This window comes from Stappia sp. (genome assembly GCF_048268045.1).
Lineage (GTDB): Bacteria > Pseudomonadota > Alphaproteobacteria > Rhizobiales > Stappiaceae > Stappia.
Genome location: NZ_JBLWWG010000004.1, coordinates 131,505 through 151,440, shown reverse-complemented (window position 1 = coordinate 151,440; position 19,936 = coordinate 131,505). Strand labels below are relative to the sequence as shown.

The window sequence follows — 19,936 nt, the reverse complement described above, 5'->3', positions numbered from 1 at the left end:
CCCCACGCGATTGCCAGCCGCCTACCAGAGGCGGTCGCGCAGCGAAAACCAGCTCATGGCAAGCGCGAGGATCGGCCACCGGAACATTCGCCCGCCCGGGAAAGGCGGCGTCTTCAGCCTTGAGACGACGTCGAAACGATCCGTGTCGCCGAGGATCGCCTGTGCCACCACGTGGCCCGAGAACCCCGAAATCGCAACGCCGTGGCCAGAGAAGCCGGCGGCGACATAGACGCGCGGATGGGTGCGCCGGATCGCGGGAAGCCGTGTCTGGGTAACCGCCAGCGTGCCGCCCCAGACGTGGGAGGCCGGCACCATGGCAAGCTCCGGGTAGACCTTGGCCAGATGCGCGCGCACGAAGGATTCCAGATCCCGCGGACCGCCCCGGCGGTAGGTCTCGCCGCCGCCGAACAGGAGGCGCCTGTCGTTCGTCAGGCGCCAGTAGTAGACGACGAAGCGGCTGTCCGAGACCGCCTCGCGACCGGGGATGAGCGCATCCGCCTGCGTCTTTGTCAGCGGCTCGCTGGTCAGGATGTAATTGTTGATCGGCATGACGCGGGCCTCGCTTGCCGCATCGAGGCCGGCAAGATAGCCATTGCCAGCGAGAAGCACGGCCTCCGCCTCGACCCGCCCGCCCGAATCCGTCGTCAGAACCGCGCCGGAGGGACCGTGTTCGAGCCTGACGACCCGGCTTGTCTCATGGATCGCACCACCGGCCCTTTCCACGGCCTCAGCCAGACCCTCGGCGAGCTTGAGCGGATGCAGGTGACCACCGCCCATGTCGCGCACGCCGCCATGATAGACATCCGTGCCAATCGCCTCGGCAAGCGCCTCACGGCCAAGCGGGCGCAGCTTTTCGTAGCCGTAGTCACGGGACAGCTTTTCCGCGTAGTCCCATTCCTCGGTGACAAAACGCTTCTTGTGCGCCGCCTCGATCAAGCCCGGCATCCAGTCGCAATCGATGCCATGGCGCTCGGCGCGCGCGTGAAGCAGCGCCTTGGCTTCCTCGGCCAGATCCCAAAGGCGACGCGCCATCTCGGGGCCATACTGCGCCTCGAGATAGTGCTGGTCGCGCCGCTGGCCGCTGTGGAGTTGGCCGCCGTTGCGCCCCGTCGCGCCCCAGCCGACCCGCTCCGCTTCGAGAACCACGACCCGTCGCCCGGCTTCCGCCAGCGTCAGGGCGGCATTGAGCCCCGTGAACCCTGCCCCGACAATCGCCACGTCCGCCTTGAGCGTTCCCTCGAGCGCCGCGCGGGGCGGGCGCTGAGGGATCGTGGCGGCATAGTAGCTGGGCGCGTGGGCGGCTCGTGCAGGCATCGGGGCTCGGATCGAAACGGGGCTGAAGGCGCGGAAAAACAGTCTCAGGCGGCGACGCGCCCGTCCTTTTTCAGCGCCGACCAGGTCTCATCGAGGGTGCGTTCGGCCCGTGCGACCAGGTCGTCCGCCTCCTCGTGGGAGAGCACCAGCGGTGGCGAGATGATCAGACTGTCGCGCACCGCGCGCATGACCAGACCATTGTCGAAGGACGTGTCGCGGGCGAGCGCACCGACCTCGCCGACAGGCTCGAAAGCCCGCGACCGGTCGCCGCGCGCCGGCACCAGCTCGAGCGCACCGACCAGCCCCACCATGCGCGCTTCGCCAACCAGCGGATGCTCGCCGAGCTCCAACCACTTCTTCTGCAGATAGGGGCCGATGTCGTCGGCGACGCGCTCCACCAGCTTCTCGCGCTGGAGGATCTCGAGATTGGCGAGCGCGGCCGCGCAGCAGGCCGGGTGCCCGGAATAGGTATAGCCGTGATAGAATTCGCCGCCCTTTTCGATGAAGGCGTCGGCGATCCTGTCCGAAACGAGAACGCCGCCGATCGGCAGATAGCCCGAGGAAATGCCCTTGGCGATCGGCATCAGGTCCGGCTCGATGCCGTAATACTGCGAGCCGAACCAGGTGCCGAGCCGGCCGAAACCGCAGATCACCTCGTCGGCAACGAGAAGAATGTCGCGTTCCTTGCAGATACGCGCGACCTCCGGCCAGTAGCTGTCGGGCGGAATAATGACGCCGCCCGCCCCCTGGATCGGCTCGGCGATGAAGGCCGCGACCGTGTCCTCGCCAAGCTCGTCGATCTTGCGCTCAAGCTCGCGGGCCGCCCAGAGGCCGAACTCGTCGGGCGACATGTCTCCGCCCTCCCCGAACCAGTACGGCTGGGCGACGTGATGGACGCCGGGCACCGGCAGGTCGCCCTGCTCGTGCATGCCCTTCATGCCGCCGAGGCTCGTGCCGGCGAGCGTCGAGCCGTGGTAGCCGTTCCAGCGGCCGATGATCGCCTTTTTGCCGGGCTTGCCTTCCAGGTCCCAATAGGTGCGGACCATGCGGAAGACGGTGTCGTTGGCCTCGGACCCCGAGGAGGTGAAGAAGACGCGGTTGAAGCCGGCCGGAGCGAGTTCCGCGAGCTTCTCCGCCAGCGCGATCGCGGGCGGATGGCTCGTCTTGAAGAAGGTGTTGTAATATTCGAGTTCGCGCATCTGGCGGGTGACCGCATCGACGATCTCTTCACGGCCATGGCCGACCTGGCAGCACCAGAGCCCCGCCATCCCGTCGAGATAGCGCTTGCCGTCGCTGTCGGTGAGCCAGACGCCCTCGGCCGAGGTGATGATGCGTGCGCCCTCGCGGTTCAGCGCACCGGTGTCGGTGAAAGGGTGGATGTGATGAGCCGCGTCGCGCGCGCGCAGGTCGCTCGTCGGATATCGGTTCGAAGAAGCGGTCATGGTGCGTCTCCCGGTCGTTTCTTCATCATTGATTGGCATGGAGCGTGAGGGAAGGCGTGTGTCAGACGTTGAGCAGCAGGTATTCCCGCTCCCAGGGGCTGATCACGCGCATGAAGGTTTCGAACTCTTCCTGCTTCACAGCACGATAGGTGGCGACGAATTTCTCTCCGAAGACATCGATCAGATCGTCGCATTCGCCAAAGAGGTCGACCGCCTCGAGAAGCCCGCGCGGCAGAGCGTGCATGCGTTCGCTGAAGTCGCCCATGATGGGCTCGTCCGGCGTCAGCTTCTGCTTGATGCCGAGATAGCCACAAGCCAGCGAGGCGGCGATGGCGAGATAAGGATTGGCGTCGGAGGATGGCACCCGGTTCTCCAGCCGGCGCGCCGCCGGCTTGGAGTTGGGCACCCTCAGACCGACCGTCCGGTTGTCGTATCCCCAATGGACATTCACCGGCGCGGTCGTGCCACGGGTGAAGCGCCGGTAGGAATTGACGTAGGGCGCAAGGATGCAGGTCACGGCCGGCAGGAACGCCTGATGGCCGGCGATGAAGGCCAGGAACTCCTGGCTCGCCTCGCCGTCCTCGCGCGAGAAGATGTTGTTGCCCGTCTCCTTGTCCACCAGCGACTGGTGGATGTGCATGGATGAGCCCGGCTGGTTCGACATGGGCTTGGCCATGAAGGTGGCATACATGTCGTGGCGCAGCGCCGCCTCGCGGATGGTGCGCTTGAACAGGAACACCTGGTCGGCCAGTTCCAGCGGGTGACCGTGGCGCAGGTTGATCTCCATCTGCGCCGCGCCTTCCTCGTGGATCAGCGTGTCGATCTCCAGCCCCTGCGCGCCGGAGAGGTCATAGAAATCGTCGATCAGATCGTCGAACTCGTTGAGCGCGGAGATCGAATAGGACTGACGCCCCACCTCCGGACGGCCCGAGCGGCCGGTAGGCGGCTCCAGCGGATAGTCCGGATCGGTGTTCGGACGCACCAGGTAGAACTCCATCTCCGGCGCGACCAGGGGCTCCCAGCCCTCATCCTCATAGAGCGCCAGAACGCGCTTCAGCACGTTGCGCGGCGCCGTCTCCACCGGAATGCCCTCCCGCGTGTAGGCGTCGTGGATGAGCTGGGCGGTGGGATCCGTCTCCCAGGGCACCGTCGTCAGCGTCGAATAGTCGGCGCGAAAGAACAGGTCGCCATCGGTCGGGCTGTGCTGGAAGCGCTCGTCGTCTGGCGGATAGTCGCCCGAGATCGTCTGGGCGAAGATCGACGAGGGCATCGTCATCACCGGCCCCGAAAAGAACTTCTCCGTCGGCATCATCTTGCCGCGCGCCACGCCGGCGAGATCGGGCACGATGCACTCGATGTCCTCGATCCCGCGCTCCGAAAGCCAGATGCGGGCCTCGTCGAGGGTCGCGACGCCGCGACGGCTGTCGAGCTTGGGTGCGGATTTCTTTTTCTTGCTCACGTCATCCTGCCTTTCCGGCGCGGCGCGGGCCCGTGCAGTCCCGGACCGGCTTGCGGGCAATTCGCCCCCGGCCCATGCGGATCGCCCCGCAGTCTCGGCGCCAATTTGTGATCACATTACAGACGTTGTCAATCAGCGGCTCCGACGGCGCGCTCCAGCAACTCCATGCCACAACGGATGTCCCCTTCGACCGCCTGTGCCAGCGCCTCCCCGTCGCCGGCGGAGATGGCCTCGACGGCCTGCTTGTGGTGATCGACGAGAACCGCGGTGCCCACCCGACCATAGACCGTGCGCATGAACGGGCCGAACTGCATCCACAGGCTCTCGACCAGCGGCAGAAGAACCTCCGACCCGGCCGCCTCGTAAATGCGGAAATGGAACTCATGGTTCAACCGCATGTAGGTCTCGGCGTCGCCCGTCTCGAGGCTCTGGTCGATACGCCTGTCAATAAGGAGCAGAGCCTCGGCATCGACAGGCCCGAGACCCGGACTCGCAAGGCGTGCAAGCTCGGGTTCCAGCAGGAGACGCGCCTTGAGGATCTCCGCGAGCCGCGCCAGCGTCATGGTCGGCACCTGGATGCGGCCGTTCGCCCGGATCTCCAGCGCGTTACCCGCGGCGATGGTGCGCAGCGCCTCGCGCACAGGCATCGGACTGACACCGAGCTCCTGGGCAAGACCGCGCAGGGTGACCGTGCGCCCCGGCACGAAACGCCCGGTGAGCAACGCCTCGCGCAGGCTTCGCTCGACCTCGCTGCGCATCGGTCCGCGGGTGCGGCGCAAACCTTCCTCAACGCGCATTCGGGGCCTGGCGCCCATTCTTTTGGTCTCCGGCTTAGCTTGACAGTTCTCGCTACAAGTGATCACATTTTTAGATCAACGACAATCCCGGCGCCCCGGACCCTCGACAAGAGCGGCCCTTCCGCGTCGTCACGGAGGTATGAATGCGAGAGACCCAGCGCTCGGCCTGGACCCGCCCGCAAGGCAGCGAGCTTCTGGACGAGGAACTCGCCCGCTTCGAGGCGGAATACCCCGACCTGGACACGGTCGAGGTCATCCTGCCCGACAGCAACGGCGTGCTCAGGGGGAAGTGGCTTCCCGGAAGCGCCCTGCGCAAGGTCTTCGAGGGCGGCGTCGCCCTGCCCTTCTCGCTTTTCGGTCTCGATGTCTGGGGACGCGAGGTCGAGGAAACGGGCATGCACATCGAGACCGGCGACAAGGACGGCGTCTGCTGGCCGGTGCCCGGGACCCTGCGCTCCGTGCCATGGGCCGCCAGGCCGACGGCGCAGGTGCTCCTGTCCATGCATGACCGCGCCGGCATGCCCTTCCTCTGCGATCCGCGCCACGTGCTCCGCCGCATGACCGAGCGGCTGGCCGCCCACGGGCTGACGGCGACCGCCGCCTTCGAACTGGAGTTCTACCTCTTCGAGGACCAGGACGACGCCGACTGGTCGGGCGCCCCGACGCCGGTTTTCTCCACCCATCTCGGACCGGCGCGGCAGAACATGTATGCGCTGTCGGACCTCGAGGCGCTGATGCCGCTGGTGGACGAGTTGCGCCGCTCCGCCGATGCCCAGGACATTCCGGCCGACGCGGCCGTGTCGGAGGCCGCGCCCGGCCAGTTCGAGCTGAACCTGCACTACCGGCGCGACCCGCTGCGGGCAGCGGACGACGCGGTGCTGCTGCGCCGCCTCGTCGCCGGCGTCGCCCGCAAGCACAATCTCAAGGCCTCCTTCATGGCCAAGCCGTTCGTGGAATGGCCGGGCAGCGGCATGCACGTCCATGTCTCGCTGGAGGATGGAAACGGCAACATCTTCTCCGACGCAGCCCTTGGAGAGATCCGGCTCGGACACGCGATCAAGGGCCTGCTCGACAGCATGCAGGCGGCGCATCTGCTTTTCGTGTCGACGTTCAACGGCTTCCGGCGGATGCAGCCGGGCTCCTATGCGCCGACATCGATCTGCTGGGGGCACGACAACCGCTCCGTGGCGCTGCGCGTTCCCGCCGGCACGCCCGGCTCGGAGCGCATCGAGCACCGCATCGCCGGAGCCGACGCCAACCCCTATCTGGTGCTGACCGGCGTGCTCTCCGGCATGCTGCAGGGCATCCTCGGCAAGGAGGCCCCGCCGCCGCCGGTCGAGGGCAACGCCTACGAGAAGACCGCGCCGCACCTGACGCCCTGGATGGACGAGGCGATCGACGCCTTCGCCGCCTCCCAGCGGATGAAGGAGGCGGTCGGCGAGGACATGCACAAGGTGCTGGTCGACATCAAGCGTCACGAACTCTTTGCATTCGGGCGCGAGATTTCATCACTGGAACGGCAAACCTACCTCTGAGGCAAAACAGGGACGGGAGAACATCGACCGAGTCGCAACAGCGCTCTTGAGCACCAGGATCATCGCTTCTAGGCTGCTTGCACCATAACAAGGATCCAGACGCTCCGGCCGCGTGGCGACACTGCGGACGGAGTGGCCCACCGCCGAAACGGAGGCAGGACACATGAACAAGTTCCTCATGACGGGCATCGCCCTTGCCGCGCTCGCTGGCGCCACCGCCGCCAGTGCGCAAGAGCGAACGGTGCGCATCTACAACTGGTCCGACTACATCGACGATTCGATCCTCGCCGACTTCACCAAGGAGACCGGGATCAAGGTCGTCTACGACGTGTTCGACAGCAACGAGATGCTGGAGACCAAGCTGCTGGCCGGCGGCACCGGTTACGACGTCGTCGTTCCCACGGGCACCTTCCTCGGTCGCCAGATCCAGGCCGGCGTGTTCCAGAAGCTCGACAAATCCAAGCTGCCGAACCTGAAGAACATGTGGCCGGAGATCTCCTCGCGCATCGAGAAATTCGACCCGGGCAACGAACACGCGATCAACTACATGTGGGGCACGACCGGCATCGGCTACAATGTCGAGAAGATCAAGGAGCGCATGCCCGACGCGCCGCTCGATAGCTGGGACATGGTCTTCAAGCCCGAGATCATCTCGAAGTTCGCCGACTGCGGCATCCACTTCCTCGACACCGCCGACGAGATTTTCCCCGCCGCGCTCAACTATCTCGGGCTGGATCCGGACAGCGACAATCCCGAGGACTTCGCCAAGGCGGGCGAGCTCCTGATGACGATCCGTCCCTACATCCAGAAGTTCCACTCCTCCGAGTACATCAACGCGCTCGCCAACGGCGACATCTGCATGGCCATCGGCTGGTCGGGCGACATCCTGCAGGCCCGCGACCGCGCGTCGGAGGCCAACAACGGCGTCACCGTCGCCTATTCGATCCCCAAGGAAGGCGCGATGATGTGGTTCGACAACATGGCCATCCCCGCGGATGCGCCGCATGTCGAGGAGGCCCACGCGTTCCTCAACTACATCATGAAGCCGGAAGTCATCGCCAAGGCGACCGACTACGTCTTCTACGCCAATGGCAACAAGGCGAGCCAGGAGTTCATCAGCAAGGAAGTGCTTGACGATCCGGCGATCTACCCGAGCGAGGCGACGATCGACAAGCTCTTCAGCGTCACCACCAAGTCGCCCAAGGCGATGCGGTCGCGCACCCGCGAATGGACCAAGGTCAAGACCGGCAGCTGAGCCGCTCTTCGTTGACAGGGGGAGCCGGCTCACCACCGGTTCCCCGGATGCTTCAGCGGGTACAGGAGGGGGTAAGCTTGGCGAAGAAACCGGTCGGACCAGTTCGCCGCAGCTTTGCGCCATGGGATGATCCCGGCGCGCGGCCGTTTATCGAATTCCGAAACGTGACCAAGACCTTCGGCGATTTCACCGCCGTCGATGACCTCTCCCTCAAGATCTATGAGCGCGAGTTCTTCGCCTTGCTCGGCGGCTCCGGCTGCGGCAAGACGACGATGATGCGCATGCTCGCCGGCTTCGAGACCCCGAACGCGGGCCAGATCCTGCTCGACGGACAGGATCTTTCCGGCGTACCGCCCTATCGGCGGCCGGTGAACATGATGTTCCAGTCCTACGCGCTGTTCCCGCACATGAGCGTGGAGGCGAATGTCGCCTTTGGCCTCAAGCAGGAAGGCCTGCCCAAGGCGGACATCGCCAGCCGCGTCGCCGAGATGCTCAAGCTCGTCAAGCTGGAGGCCTTTGCCAAGCGCAAGCCGCACCAGCTTTCAGGCGGCCAGCGGCAGCGCGTGGCGCTCGCCCGCTCGCTCGCCAAGAAGCCGAAGGTGCTGCTCCTCGACGAGCCGCTCGGCGCGCTCGACCGGAAGCTGCGCGAGGACACCCAGTTCGAGCTGATGGACCTGCAGTACGAGCTCGGCATGACCTTCCTGATCGTGACCCACGACCAGGAGGAAGCCATGACGGTGGCCGACCGCATCGCCGTGATGGACCGGGGCAAGATTGTCCAGATCGCCACGCCCTCGGAGATCTACGAAGTTCCAAACTCGCGTTTCGTCGCCGACTTCATCGGCGACATCAACATGATCGAATGCAAGGTGATCGGCCGCGAGGGCGATGCGACGCGGCTGAAATCGATCCTCTTCGGGTGCGAGATCCTCGTCGCCCAGACAGTGGAGGCCACGGCCGGAGACACGGTCTGGTTCGCCATCCGTCCGGAGAAGGTCCGCATTTCCTTCGATGAACCCGAAAGCAAGGTTAACGCGCTGTTCGGCGAAGTCTGGGATATCGCCTACCTCGGCGATGTGTCGATCTTCCATACGCATATTTCCGACGAGGAAACCGTGCGCGCGACGGTGGCGAACCGCAGCCGCGTGGTCGAGCACCCTGTGGGATGGGACGACAAGGTGTGGCTGAGCTGGGACGCGGACGGCGGGATGGTGCTGACACGTTGAGCCCGGGCGGGCGCCGGCCGCGGCCGGCACTGGGACGGAAGGGGAGCCGAGCATGAGCGACAGGCACGACGCGACCGATCCGACGGCGGGCGAGACTTCCGGCGCGGGAGCCATGCGGGCACAAGACGCGGGCAACGTCGTGCCGGAGGCGGTGGCCGCGAAGGCTGCACGCAAGCGGCGCAGTCTCGGCGACATCGTGCTCATCGCCATTCCCTACGCGTGGCTTCTGCTCTTCTTCCTCGCGCCGTTCTTCATCGTCCTCAAGATCTCCTTTTCCGAGATCGCCGTGGCGATCCCTCCCTATATTCCGACCTTCGACCCGGCCGAGGGCCTTTCCGGTCTGGTCGAGATGTTCCGGGGCTTTTCCTTCGACAACTACATCTGGCTCACGGAAGACGACCTCTACTGGAAGTCCTACCTGTCGAGCGTCTCGATCGCGGCGATCTCGACCCTCATCACGCTTGCCGTCGGCTACCCGCTCGCCTACGGCATGGCGCGCGCGCCCAAGGCCTGGCGGGCAACCCTCTTGATGCTCGTCATCCTGCCGTTCTGGACAAGCTTCCTGATCCGCGTCTACGCCTGGATCGGCATCCTCAAGAACGAGGGCCTGCTCAACCAGCTGCTGCTGTGGCTCGGCGTCATCGACACGCCGCTGACGATGCTCAACACCAATATCGCGGTCTATATCGGCATCGTCTATTCCTACCTGCCGTTCCTGGTTCTTCCGCTCTACGCCAATCTGGAGAAGCTCGACGGGGCGCTGCTGGAAGCGGCCAGCGACCTGGGGTGCCCACCCTGGCGCGCCTTCTGGGCGATCACGGTGCCGCTGTCGCTGCCCGGCGTCATCGCCGGCTGTTTCCTGGTCTTCATCCCCGCGGTCGGAGAGTTCGTCATCCCCGACCTGCTTGGCGGCTCGGAAACGCTGATGATCGGCAAGACGCTGTGGGTGGAGTTCTTCACCAACCGCGACTGGCCGGTCTCGTCCGCCGTCGCCGTCGTGCTCCTGCTCATCCTGGTGGTACCGATCGTGCTCTTCCAGAACCAGCAGCAAAAAGCCGCGGAGAAGGGGCTGTGAGCGCGCGCGACCCGGCTTTTCCCGCCGCCCATGACATCCATACGGGAGGACTTGCGTGATGCGTCAGGGACCGAGCTGGTTCAACGTCACGTCGCTGGTGCTGGGGTTCTCCTTCCTCTACCTGCCGATCGTGCTGCTGGTCATCTATTCGTTCAACGATTCCCGCCTCGTCACGGTGTGGGGCGGGTTTTCCACCCGCTGGTACGGCGAACTCCTCAACAACCAGCAGCTTCTCGACGCGGCCTGGGTGACCCTTCGCATCGCCTTCGTGTCGGCAACGCTCGCCACCGTGCTTGGCACGGTCGCCGCTCTGGTGCTGTCACGCTCGGGGCGCTTTGTCGGGCGTTCGCTGTTTTCCGGGATGGTCTATGCGCCGCTCGTCATGCCCGAGGTGATCCTCGGCCTGTCGTTGCTGCTGCTGTTCGTCGCCGTTGACCAGTCGCGCGGCTTCTGGACGATCATGATCGCCCATACGACCTTCGCCATGTGCTACGTCGCCGTGGTGGTGCAATCGCGGCTTTCCGGCTTCGACCGATCCTTGGAGGAGGCCGCGCTCGACCTCGGCTCACCGCCTCTGCCGACTTTCTTTTCCATCACGCTGCCGATCATCCTGCCGGGCGTCATCGCCGGTTGGATGCTTGCCTTCACCCTGTCACTCGACGATCTGGTGATCGCCAGTTTCACGACCGGACCGGAAGCCACGACCCTGCCGATGAAGATCTATTCGCAAGTCCGCCTCGGTGTGACGCCGGAGATCAATGCGGTATGCACCATCCTCGTCGGCGTTGTGACGCTGATCGTGATCGCGGCATCGCTCTACACCCGCCGCCAGGAAACGCTGCGCCAGCAGGACATGCGTCGGGCCGAAGCGCAGGTCTGACGGCAGCGATAGCGTCAGCGCCCCGGGCGCTCGCTCATGTTGGTGAGATCGGGAACGACGAGCGGATGCGCGAGCGTGCCGCGCAGCAGCACCGGCAGGCTTGGCGCATCGCCTGCGGCCTTGCGCGCCCGCAGGCCTCCCCGCAAGGAAAGCGCTCCATTCTCCGGTGCAATGCGCCCGGTGGCCTCCAGCCGGTGGGCCTCCGTCTCGGCTTCCAGGGCCGTCACCTCGATGCGCTCCGGCGCGAACGAAAGGCTCGCCTCGACGCTGGCGAAGCGGCTCGGAGCTTGCGCGTCCGCGGCGTCCGTACGTCCGAGCAGGCCAGCGAAAACGGCTTCCGCCCCTCCGCTTCCAAAGGCGAGATCGCGCCCCGAGAGGCGCGCCTCCCCGCTGCCCCGCGACAGGAGCTCCGACAGGGTCCGTCCGGTCGACTTCCATGCCCCGCGCCCGCCAAGGACGCCTGCGGTCGGGCGCGGCAGGGGATCGGGCCAGGGCAAGGCGGCAACGGGGCGCGGGTCGGCGACCAGGGATACGGAAGCCATGTAGTCGCCAGCTTCACCGCCGGGCTTGAGGCGAGCCGCCAGATCGAACTGGCCGCCGTCGGGTTGCGTCTCGCCTAGGTCGAGCGACAGATCGCCCTCCCGCAACAGAATGGACGCGGCCGACGGCCCCGCGACAAGGGTGCCGGCGGCAAGCCGCCCGGTCGACAGCCGAAGATCGATGTCCATGGTCTGCAGAAGCCCGGCAAGCGGATCGCCCATGCGGGCTTCATCGCGCAGAAGCGCCGACACGTCGTCGACTTCCGCCAGATAGGCCGAGGCATCGAAGGTCTCGAACGCGAGCGTTCCCTCCAGCCGGGGACGCGACCGTCCAAGGTCCAGCGCCAGGCTTCCGTCGCCGACGTTGCCATCAAACTCGATGCGGGCTTGCGGCAGCGACAGCGCGGCAGACGAGATCTCGCCGGTGCCGCGCATCAGCAGCGCACCGAAAGCAGCTTCGCCGGGCATCGCCCAGTCGAAGCGCGCCCCGAGGCCACGCAGGTCGCTGGTCTGGAACTCGATCGTACCGCCGAACCATGTCTTGTTCACACGCCCGATTTCTCCATCGAGGCGAAGGGTGGCGAGTTGCGAGGCTAGAGAGAGCGAGAACGGACTTTTCCCCTCGCCCGCCAGCAGCGATCTGTCGCGCAACGCGACATTGATCTCGACGGTCTGGTCCGCGACACGCAGCGCACCGCGCAGGTTTGCCGAGGTTCCAGAGGCAGACAGGCGCAGCGACAAATCCCGGGCGATCACCTCCTCGCCGACGCCGCGCCGGGCCAGAACGAGGGTCGCGCGGTCGATGCGCAACGGATGGGCGAGAAGACGCGCGACGCTTGCGACAGTGCTTTCCGCCGAACTCACCGCCTCGTCGACGTCCGCCGGCAGGCTCGCAACGCTGATACGCGCGTCCTCGAGCGTCGCGGAGGAAATGCGAACCTCTCCAAGAAGCAAGGCCACGATGTCGAGATCGACCATCAACCGTGCATCGCGCACCGCCCAGCCTTCCCGGCTGTTTTCCAGGTTCACATCGACAAGTCTGATGCCGGGCGCGGGGCGCAGGAAAAATCCGGGCTCGGAGCCGATCTCAACGCGGGCGCCCAACCAGCGGGACAGCTCGGCCTCGACACGCACGCGGGCGCTCTCGCCGGTGACAAGCGCGGCAAGCAACGCGATTGCGGTGGCAAGGGCGATGACGAGCGCAAGCGCGGCCGTCAGCAGGCGTTTCCTCATTGAATCCCACCCGGGGCGAACGTTGGTCAGGCGACGACGGGAGGTCTGTCCACCACGTTTCGCTTCCCCTGTGTGCGGAATAGGCGCTCTCGCCGCCCCGTTCAAGGCGAAACGCTCCGCCAGGCGATGCATTCGCCGCGAGCGCTTGAGGAAAGCGGGTATCAGCGGTATCACGGGGAACCCGGACGACCGCCCCGGCCGGCATCCCAGCCGGACACGCGGGCATTGGGAGTCGCTCTTGCGAGGAGACACGCATGAATAAGATCTACCCCGACGCGGCCGCCGCGCTTTCGGGATTGACCTTCGACGGCATGACGGTGATGGCCGGTGGGTTCGGCCTTTGCGGCATCCCGGAGAACCTCATCGCAGCCCTGCGCGACAGCGGCGCGAAGGAGCTTACCGCCATTTCGAACAACGCCGGCGTCGACGATTTCGGCCTCGGTCTCCTGCTCCAGACGCGCCAGATCAAGAAGATGATCTCGTCCTACGTCGGCGAGAACGCCACTTTCGAGCGCCAGTATCTCAACGGCGAGCTCGAGCTGGAGTTCAATCCGCAGGGCACGCTCGCCGAACGCGTTCGCGCCGGCGGCGCCGGCATTCCCGGCTTCTACACCAAGACCGGCGTCGGCACGATGATCGCCGAAGGCAAGGAGCACAAGGATTTCAACGGCGAGACCTACATTCTCGAGACCGGCCTCGTCGCCGACATCTCGCTGGTCAAGGCCTGGAAGGCCGACAAGGAAGGCAACCTCGTCTACCGGAAGACCGCGCGCAACTTCAATCCGATGATGGCCACCGCCGGCAAGATGACCGTCGTCGAGGTCGAGGAACTGGTCGAGGTCGGCGAGCTGGATTCCAACAGCATCCATACGCCCGGCATCTACGTCGACCGTATCATCGTCGGCAAGCACGAGAAGCGTATCGAGAAGCGGACGACGCGCGCCGCCTGACTGCGGCCGCCACAGTCATGAGAGCATTCCACGGCCCTCTCGCGAGTGGCCGGATATCCCCGGACGGCGCCCTTGACGGATGCGCCGGAACGCTCGGGGAAGCAAGGAGACAACACAATGGCCTGGACACGCGATGACATGGCCCGTCGGGCGGCGAAGGAGCTGCAGGACGGCTTCTATGTCAACCTGGGCATCGGTATTCCGACTCTGGTGTCGAACTACATCCCGGATGGTGTCAGCGTTACGCTGCAGTCCGAGAACGGCATGCTGGGCATGGGCCCCTTCCCGACCGACGACGAGGTCGACCCGGACCTGATCAATGCCGGCAAGCAGACCATCACCGAACTGCCCCAGACGAGCTTCTTCTCGTCGGCCGACAGCTTCGCGATGATTCGCGGCGGACATATCGACATGGCCATTCTTGGCGCCATGGAAGTGTCGGAGAAGGGCGATCTCGCCAACTGGATGATCCCGGGCAAGATGGTCAAGGGCATGGGCGGCGCGATGGATCTCGTCGCCGGCGTCAAGCGTGTGGTGGTGATCATGGACCACACGTCGAAGTCGGGCGACTCGAAGCTGCTGCCGGAGTGCACGCTGCCTCTGACCGGCGTCAGCTGCGTGCATAGGATCATCACCAATCTCGGCGTCTTCGACGTGACCAAGGACGGTCTCGAGCTCGTTGAACTCGCCCCCGAGGTGACGGTCGAGGACGTCAAGGCCGCGACGAAGGCAAAGCTCAAGATCGCGGCCTGACGCGTCATTGCCGAGACCAATTGTCGCGCCCCTCGTCCATCCCGAGACGAGGGGCGCGCCTCCGACGTCGCGTCACGAACATGTTCCGCGAGACGCGCTTCAAAGTTTTCTCCACATCCGTATTTCCCGCCAGTTACTCCCCCCATCCCATTTCCCCACATGACTTTTACCGCCATCGGGAGGCTGCCATGACCCAGGTCCTACTTGTCGAAGACGCCGCGTTCTTCGAGCGCGTGATCCGGCGCCAGCTCAACGAGATTCACGGGCTTCAGGTGCTGTCGGCGGCCTCGCTCGCCGAAGCCCGCGAGCTGCTGGCCCGTCCCGACGTCGAACCGGTGGTCGCCCTTGTCGACCTGACGCTGCCGGATGCGCCCGATGGCGAGGTCGTCGACCTTGCGCTGGCGGCCAAGCTGCCGACCATCGTCTTTACCGGCCGGTTTGACGAAAAGCTGCGCCAGATGCTCCTGGGCAAGGGCGTCGTCGACTACATTCTCAAGGACAGCCCCGCCAGCCTCACCTACCTCACCTCGCTGGTGCAGAGGATCTGTGCCAATCACACCATCGACGCGCTCGTGGTCGACGACAGCCGGGTCGATGCGGAGGTGATCGTGCGCCGCCTCAAGCACTACCGGCTCCGCGTTCATTGCGCGTCCGACACGGCCAGTGCGCTGGCGCAGCTGGACAAGCTGGAGAACCTGCGCCTCGTGGTTCTCGACTATCTGATGCCGAACGTGGACGGCTTCGAGTTGCTCAGGGCGCTGCGCCGGCGCTACGGCATGCAGGAACTCGCCGTTGTCGGTCTTTCCGGCCAGGCGAGCGCGGAGGTGATCGCCCGCTTTCTCAAGTCGGGGGCAAACGACTTCCTGCCCAAGTCCTGCACGCCGGAAGAGTTCATGCTGCGCATCTCGCAGAACCTTGACATGCTCGACCGGCTGAAGAACCTGGATGAGCTGGCCCATCGCGACGCACTGACCGGGCTGTCGAACAGACGACACCTGTTCTCCGAGGGCAATGCGCTGTTCGAGCGCTGCCGGCGGGCCAACGAGGAGGTTGCCGTCGCCATTCTCGACATGGATACCTTCAAGCTCGTCAACGACCGTCACGGCCACGACCGTGGCGACGCACTGCTCGCGGCCTTCGGACAGATCATGCTCGAGGTCTGCCCGCAGCCCGCCTTCCCCGCCCGCCTCGGCGGCGATGAGTTCTGCGTCATCCTCCCCGGCATGACGCAGCCGCAGCGACAGCGAACCCTCGACAGGCTGAGTGAAGAACTCGCGCAGGTGACATCATCCGGCGCGCTTCGCGATATCGGACGCGTTACACTCAGCGCAGGCCTTTCCGGCGGGCAGGAGGCCAGCCTCAGCACGGCGTTGACCACCGCCGACAACCGCCTCTACGAGGCCAAGGACAACGGGCGCGACCGCATCGTTCTTTCCTGAGGGACGATGCGGCATTGCAGACGAGCGTGGGACGGGTCTCTCTCCGCCTCAGCGCCCGCCGAGCGCCTCGTAGACCCTGCGTCCCGGCCGGCCCGTCTGCGGCAACCCGTGGCGCGCCTCCGCCTTGCGAATGCCGTCTCGCGTCGCCTCGCCGACCCGCCCGTCCACCTCGCCAATGTCGTAGCCCGCTCGCAACAGCAGCTTCTGCAACTCGAGCCGTTGCGCCCTCGAAAGGCCGGGGTCATTCGTCGGCCAGGCCTTGTTGAAGGCTCCGCCGCCGCGCAGCCGGTCGGCCAGGTGCGAGATCGCCAGCGCGTAGCTTTCGGCAACATTATAGGAATAGATCACGTCGAAATTCTTGAAGACGAGAAACGCCGGTCCCTTGGTTCCAGCCGGAAGCAACAGCGCGGCGCTTGCCGCGCCGGTCAGTTCGCCGCCGTCGAGATGCCGGATGCCGCGCTTTCCCCAGTCGGAGACGGTCGCCCGACGCTTGCGCCCGGAAGGGCCGTGATAGCCTGCCGGAACAGAAACCTCGTAGCCCCAGGGCATCCCCGTGGTCCAACCGCCCTTCTTCAGGTAGTTGGCCGTCGAGGCGAGCGCGTCGGGCACGGAGTTGACCAGATCCCGGCGCTTGTCCCCATCGAAGTCGACGGCAAGACGACGGTAGGTCGAGGGCATGAACTGCGTCTGGCCGAAGGCGCCGGCCCAGGAGCCCTTCAGGTCCTTCAGCCGCACATCTCCGCGGTCGACGATCTTGAGCGACTCGATCAGTTCCGAACGGAAATACTTGGCCCGTCGCCCGAAGCAGGCAACGTTGGCGAGCGCATGGGGAACGTGAAAATCGCCGTGGAACTGACCGTAGTCGCTTTCCACGCCCCAGACGGCGGCAACGATATAGCGGTCCACGCCATAGGTCTTCTCGACGAGCGCCAGGGTCTTGGCGTGCTTTTGCATCATCTTCTTGCCGTCGGAGATGCGCTCGGCGTCGACGAGAAAGGCAAGATAGTCCCAGATCGGCGTCTTGTATTCCGGTTGGCTACCTGAAAAGCGCACCGCCTTTTCGTCGTAGTCGACCGAACCGAGCGCAGCCATCACGGTCGCCTCGCTGACGCCGGCCCTGACCGCGTCCTGGCGCAGACGCGCCAGGCAACTCTCGAAGGAGGCGCTTGCCGGCAGGGCCGCGCCAAGCGTCATGCCGGCGGCGAGCATGAGGCCAATCGCCCTGCGTCCGGCCATCGACAGCCCGGATTTCAGAACAGAAGATTTCGCACGCACCATCATCACCCCCCGCCGCTGGCCGGCGCGCCATCGCACCGGCCACATGCGTTGCACCGCACCCAGGCGATGCCATGATGGCCGTGCCACTTTGGCGCGATGATGGCGCGCCCGGCATGATCGCGACAGGACTTCGCGGGATCAGACCTTCAGGCTGAGTTTGCCGAAGTTGTCGCCGCTGAAGAGCAGGTTCAGCGTCTGCGGGAAAACGTCGAGCCCTCCCTCGCGCACGTCCTCGCGGAACTTCAGCCGCCCCTGCGACACCCATTGCGAGAGATCTGCGAGCGCTACAGGCAATTCATCGGCGAAGTCGAAGACGATGAAGCCCTGCATCTTCAGTCGCGACGTCAGCAGATAGCGCAGGTTTTTCGGGCCGTCGGGCACCGACGTCGCATTGTAGGCCGAGATCAGGCCGCACACCGCGATCCGGCCAAAGGTGTTCATGCGCGGCAGCACCGCATCGAGGATCTCGCCGCCGACACTCTCGAAATAGACGTCGATGCCGTCCGGGCAGGCCTTGTCCAGATCGGCGGCAAGATCGCCAGCCTTGTAGTCGACAGCCGCGTCGAAGCCATCTTCCTCGATCAGCGCACGGCATTTCCTCTCGCCTCCGGCGATACCGACCGCCCGGGCACCCTTGATGCGGGCGATCTGCCCGACGATCTGCCCGACGGCGCCCGATGCGGCTGAGACAACCACCGTGTCGCCTTCCTTCAGTGCGCCGACACGCAGAAGACCGAAATAGGCGGTCCACCCAGGCATGCCTAGACCGCCGATCCAGCTCTGGAGCGGTGCGATCGAGGTATCGGCGCGCTGCACGTTGCGGCCGTCGCAGATGGCATGGCTCTGCGCACCGAGGAGGCCGGCGACCGCATCGCCTTCCTTGAAGTCCGGATGGCGGGAGACCTCGACCCGGCCGACGGCGAAGGCGCGCATGACATCGCCAAGGCCAACGGGCGGCACATAGGACTTGCCCTCGTTGACCCAGCCGCGCATGGCCGGATCGAGAGACACATATTCGATGGCCACCCGAAACTCGCCCTCAGCGGGCTCCGGCATCGGCTCGTCGCGGATTTCGAAGATATCCGGAGAGATCAGCCCCGGCGCGGGGCGCTTGGCGAGACGGACAACGCGATTGACGGACATGGCATGGCCTTTCGGATTGGCAGGAAGCAAGATCAGCAAAAAAGCTCCGGCCGACGCAACCGCAATGCCTGAAGCAGCAGAACGGTCTTGGCATCGCTGCCCGCCGGCGTGGCCAGCTCGGCCTCGAGCTTGGCAAGCGGCACCTCGACGATTTCGATCTCCTCGCCCTCGTCGGCGATGCCGCCGCCGTCGGCATGCGTCACATCCGACTGGCCGTAGGGCGCGAGATAGAGCGACAGGCGCTCGGTGATGGCGCCGGGAGAGGTGAAGACGTCGGCAACATGCTCAAGCTCCGAGAGCCGCACGCCGACCTCCTCGAGCGCCTCGCGGCGCGCGGCTCCTGCCGCCTCCTCCCCTGCGTCGATGTGGCCGGCCGGCGCTTCCAGCAGAAAGCCGTCCTGATCACCACGGGCATAGAGCGGCACGCGAAGCTGGCGGGCGAGAAGTGCGACGCGCCGGTCCGGGTCATAGGGCAGCACCGCGACGACATCCGTGCGGTTCTGGAACTCGCGCGATAGGCGCAGGGTGCCGCCATCGGCCCGTTTCTGCTCCACGTCCAGTTCAACATACTCGCCGAAACCCTGGTAAAGGACCCGGCGCGCGACAACGCGCACACGGTCTGACCGGTTCGAAATAGTCATGAAGTCAGGTGCTCCTTGCAGAATGCGCGTCTCGCCCGCGTCCTCAATGGTCAACGACCGTGACAGGGAAAAGGCGAAACGCAAAACGCGGAAAGGCTTGGCCGCCTCCCCGCGTTCGTCTGGTCAGTCGGTGTCCCGAGGCAGGCAGCTCAGCCGACGAAGGCCCGCTCGATGACGAACTCGGCGGGCCGGTTGTTGGCACCCTCGGTCAGGCCGCGCTCCTCGAGCAGGGCCTTTGTGTCCTTGAGCATCGCCATGGACCCGCAGATCATGCCCCGGTCGATCGCCGGATCGAGCGGCGGCACGCCGAGCTTCTCGAACAACTCGCCCGTTTCGATCAGCGTCGTGATGCGCCCCATGTTCTCGTGCTGCTCGCGGGTGGTGGACGTGAAGAGCTTCAGCCGCTCGCCGGCGAACTCGCCGATCAGCGGATCGTCCTTGATCGCCGCGACCATCTCGCGCGAATAGGCGAGATCCGCCACATTGCGGCAGCTATGGGTGACAATCACTTCCTCGAATTTCTCGTAGGTCTCCGGGTCGCGGATCAGGCTCGCGAAGGGCGCGAAGCCGGTGCCGGTGGAGAACATGTAGACGCGCTTGCCCGGCAGCAGCGCATCATTGACCAGCGTGCCCGTCGGCTTCTTCTTCATCAGCACCTTGTCGCCCGGCTTGATCTTCTGCAGATGCTGGGTGAGCGGCCCGTCCTGCACCTTGATGGAGAAGAACTCCAGTTCCTCGTCCCAGGACGGCGAGGCGATGGAATACGCACGGAAAATCGGTTTCTCGCCAACCATCAGACCGATCATCACGAACTCGCCGGAGCGAAACCGAAAGCTTGCCGGTCGCGTGATACGGAACCGGAACAGTTCGTCCGTGTAGTGCTGAACCTCGGTCACGGTCTCGGCAGAGGCTCCGGCGGGAACGGCGTCCGTCAGGTCGCCTGCAAGATTGACCACATTCATGCTTCCATCCTCGAT

At 65.4% G+C, this 19,936-nt stretch carries 17 protein-coding genes; 8 read left to right on the top strand and 9 right to left on the bottom strand.

What is annotated here, in order from left to right:
• Window positions 1–21 precede the first annotated feature (21 nt).
• The 4 genes from ACN0WF_RS08100 to ACN0WF_RS08085 all read right to left on the bottom strand — a co-directional run bounded on the left by ACN0WF_RS08100 (window position 22) and on the right by ACN0WF_RS08085 (window position 5,030).
• Window positions 22–1,314 carry an NAD(P)/FAD-dependent oxidoreductase gene (locus tag ACN0WF_RS08100; protein WP_417772298.1) on the bottom strand — a complete coding sequence of 431 codons (1,293 nt, stop codon included), beginning with the start codon at window positions 1,312–1,314 and terminating at the stop codon, window positions 22–24.
• Window positions 1,315–1,358: 44 nt separating this feature from the next.
• A complete protein-coding gene (locus ACN0WF_RS08095; RefSeq protein WP_417772297.1) occupies window positions 1,359–2,756 on the bottom strand; it encodes an aspartate aminotransferase family protein in 1,398 nt (465 codons plus the stop codon).
• A gap of 61 nt (window positions 2,757–2,817) precedes the next feature.
• The gene (locus tag ACN0WF_RS08090; RefSeq protein WP_417772296.1) at window positions 2,818–4,215 is read right to left on the bottom strand and encodes a glutamine synthetase family protein; all 1,398 of its coding nucleotides are present in this window, start codon (window positions 4,213–4,215) and stop codon (window positions 2,818–2,820) included.
• Between the two features lie 128 nt (window positions 4,216–4,343).
• On the bottom strand, window positions 4,344–5,030 hold the full coding sequence (locus ACN0WF_RS08085; protein ID WP_417772295.1) for a GntR family transcriptional regulator: 687 nt from the start codon (window positions 5,028–5,030) through the stop codon (window positions 4,344–4,346).
• 125 nt (window positions 5,031–5,155) lie between these two features.
• Between ACN0WF_RS08085 and ACN0WF_RS08080 the strand changes: the two genes are divergently transcribed.
• The 5 genes from ACN0WF_RS08080 (at window position 5,156) to ACN0WF_RS08060 (ending at window position 10,983) form a co-directional block, all read left to right on the top strand.
• Window positions 5,156–6,547 (top strand): glutamine synthetase family protein, encoded by a 1,392-nt coding sequence (locus ACN0WF_RS08080; RefSeq protein ID WP_417772294.1) that lies wholly within the window; start codon window positions 5,156–5,158, stop codon window positions 6,545–6,547.
• Between the two features lie 163 nt (window positions 6,548–6,710).
• Entirely contained in the window at window positions 6,711–7,802 is a 1,092-nt protein-coding gene (locus ACN0WF_RS08075) for a polyamine ABC transporter substrate-binding protein (RefSeq protein WP_417772293.1), read from the top strand.
• A gap of 47 nt (window positions 7,803–7,849) precedes the next feature.
• Window positions 7,850–9,028 carry an ABC transporter ATP-binding protein gene (locus ACN0WF_RS08070; protein ID WP_417772292.1) on the top strand — a complete coding sequence of 393 codons (1,179 nt, stop codon included), beginning with the start codon at window positions 7,850–7,852 and terminating at the stop codon, window positions 9,026–9,028.
• A gap of 52 nt (window positions 9,029–9,080) precedes the next feature.
• The gene (locus tag ACN0WF_RS08065) at window positions 9,081–10,103 is read left to right on the top strand and encodes an ABC transporter permease subunit (protein ID WP_417772291.1); all 1,023 of its coding nucleotides are present in this window, start codon (window positions 9,081–9,083) and stop codon (window positions 10,101–10,103) included.
• Window positions 10,104–10,161: 58 nt separating this feature from the next.
• Window positions 10,162–10,983 carry an ABC transporter permease gene (locus ACN0WF_RS08060; protein ID WP_417772290.1) on the top strand — a complete coding sequence of 274 codons (822 nt, stop codon included), beginning with the start codon at window positions 10,162–10,164 and terminating at the stop codon, window positions 10,981–10,983.
• 14 nt (window positions 10,984–10,997) lie between these two features.
• Here the strand turns inward: ACN0WF_RS08060 and ACN0WF_RS08055 are convergent, their stop codons facing one another.
• Window positions 10,998–12,755, bottom strand: coding sequence for a hypothetical protein (locus tag ACN0WF_RS08055; RefSeq protein ID WP_417772289.1), 1,758 nt, complete (start codon window positions 12,753–12,755; stop codon window positions 10,998–11,000).
• A 254-nt stretch (window positions 12,756–13,009) separates the two neighbouring features.
• On the opposite strand from ACN0WF_RS08055, the gene ACN0WF_RS08050 reads away from it, so the two are divergent.
• The 3 genes from ACN0WF_RS08050 to ACN0WF_RS08040 all read left to right on the top strand — a co-directional run bounded on the left by ACN0WF_RS08050 (window position 13,010) and on the right by ACN0WF_RS08040 (window position 15,897).
• A complete protein-coding gene (locus tag ACN0WF_RS08050) occupies window positions 13,010–13,705 on the top strand; it encodes a CoA transferase subunit A (RefSeq protein WP_417772288.1) in 696 nt (231 codons plus the stop codon).
• A gap of 117 nt (window positions 13,706–13,822) precedes the next feature.
• Window positions 13,823–14,458, top strand: a complete 636-nt coding sequence (locus ACN0WF_RS08045; RefSeq protein WP_417772287.1) for a CoA transferase subunit B — start codon at window positions 13,823–13,825, stop codon at window positions 14,456–14,458.
• A gap of 188 nt (window positions 14,459–14,646) precedes the next feature.
• On the top strand, window positions 14,647–15,897 hold the full coding sequence (locus tag ACN0WF_RS08040) for a diguanylate cyclase domain-containing protein (RefSeq protein WP_417772286.1): 1,251 nt from the start codon (window positions 14,647–14,649) through the stop codon (window positions 15,895–15,897).
• A 48-nt stretch (window positions 15,898–15,945) separates the two neighbouring features.
• Here ACN0WF_RS08040 and ACN0WF_RS08035 read toward each other — a convergent pair whose 3' ends face one another.
• The 4 genes from ACN0WF_RS08035 to ACN0WF_RS08020 form a co-directional block, all read right to left on the bottom strand.
• Window positions 15,946–17,133 carry a lytic murein transglycosylase gene (locus ACN0WF_RS08035; RefSeq protein ID WP_417772556.1) on the bottom strand — a complete coding sequence of 396 codons (1,188 nt, stop codon included), beginning with the start codon at window positions 17,131–17,133 and terminating at the stop codon, window positions 15,946–15,948.
• Between the two features lie 180 nt (window positions 17,134–17,313).
• Window positions 17,314–18,318, bottom strand: coding sequence for an NADP-dependent oxidoreductase (locus ACN0WF_RS08030; RefSeq protein WP_417772285.1), 1,005 nt, complete (start codon window positions 18,316–18,318; stop codon window positions 17,314–17,316).
• 32 nt (window positions 18,319–18,350) lie between these two features.
• On the bottom strand, window positions 18,351–18,959 hold the full coding sequence (locus ACN0WF_RS08025) for an NUDIX domain-containing protein (protein ID WP_417772284.1): 609 nt from the start codon (window positions 18,957–18,959) through the stop codon (window positions 18,351–18,353).
• Between the two features lie 149 nt (window positions 18,960–19,108).
• Window positions 19,109–19,921, bottom strand: coding sequence for a ferredoxin--NADP reductase (locus tag ACN0WF_RS08020; protein WP_417772283.1), 813 nt, complete (start codon window positions 19,919–19,921; stop codon window positions 19,109–19,111).
• Window positions 19,922–19,936 lie beyond the last annotated feature (15 nt).

Excerpts from the sequence above, each read along its gene's own strand:
- ACN0WF_RS08100 (WP_417772298.1), bottom strand. The coding sequence starts at position 1,314 with ATGCCTGCACGAGCCGCCCACGCGCCCAGCTACTATGCCGCCACGATC.
- ACN0WF_RS08095 (WP_417772297.1), bottom strand. The coding sequence starts at position 2,756 with ATGACCGCTTCTTCGAACCGATATCCGACGAGCGACCTGCGCGCGCGC.
- ACN0WF_RS08085 (WP_417772295.1), bottom strand. The coding sequence starts at position 5,030 with ATGGGCGCCAGGCCCCGAATGCGCGTTGAGGAAGGTTTGCGCCGCACC.
- ACN0WF_RS08080 (WP_417772294.1), top strand. The coding sequence starts at position 5,156 with ATGCGAGAGACCCAGCGCTCGGCCTGGACCCGCCCGCAAGGCAGCGAG.
- ACN0WF_RS08075 (WP_417772293.1), top strand. The coding sequence starts at position 6,711 with ATGAACAAGTTCCTCATGACGGGCATCGCCCTTGCCGCGCTCGCTGGC.
- ACN0WF_RS08070 (WP_417772292.1), top strand. The coding sequence starts at position 7,850 with ATGCTTCAGCGGGTACAGGAGGGGGTAAGCTTGGCGAAGAAACCGGTC.
- ACN0WF_RS08065 (WP_417772291.1), top strand. The coding sequence starts at position 9,081 with ATGAGCGACAGGCACGACGCGACCGATCCGACGGCGGGCGAGACTTCC.
- ACN0WF_RS08060 (WP_417772290.1), top strand. The coding sequence starts at position 10,162 with ATGCGTCAGGGACCGAGCTGGTTCAACGTCACGTCGCTGGTGCTGGGG.
- ACN0WF_RS08055 (WP_417772289.1), bottom strand. The coding sequence starts at position 12,755 with ATGAGGAAACGCCTGCTGACGGCCGCGCTTGCGCTCGTCATCGCCCTT.
- ACN0WF_RS08050 (WP_417772288.1), top strand. The coding sequence starts at position 13,010 with ATGAATAAGATCTACCCCGACGCGGCCGCCGCGCTTTCGGGATTGACC.
- ACN0WF_RS08045 (WP_417772287.1), top strand. The coding sequence starts at position 13,823 with ATGGCCTGGACACGCGATGACATGGCCCGTCGGGCGGCGAAGGAGCTG.
- ACN0WF_RS08040 (WP_417772286.1), top strand. The coding sequence starts at position 14,647 with ATGACCCAGGTCCTACTTGTCGAAGACGCCGCGTTCTTCGAGCGCGTG.
- ACN0WF_RS08035 (WP_417772556.1), bottom strand. The coding sequence starts at position 17,133 with ATGGCCGGACGCAGGGCGATTGGCCTCATGCTCGCCGCCGGCATGACG.
- ACN0WF_RS08030 (WP_417772285.1), bottom strand. The coding sequence starts at position 18,318 with ATGTCCGTCAATCGCGTTGTCCGTCTCGCCAAGCGCCCCGCGCCGGGG.
- ACN0WF_RS08025 (WP_417772284.1), bottom strand. The coding sequence starts at position 18,959 with ATGACTATTTCGAACCGGTCAGACCGTGTGCGCGTTGTCGCGCGCCGG.
- ACN0WF_RS08020 (WP_417772283.1), bottom strand. The coding sequence starts at position 19,921 with ATGAATGTGGTCAATCTTGCAGGCGACCTGACGGACGCCGTTCCCGCC.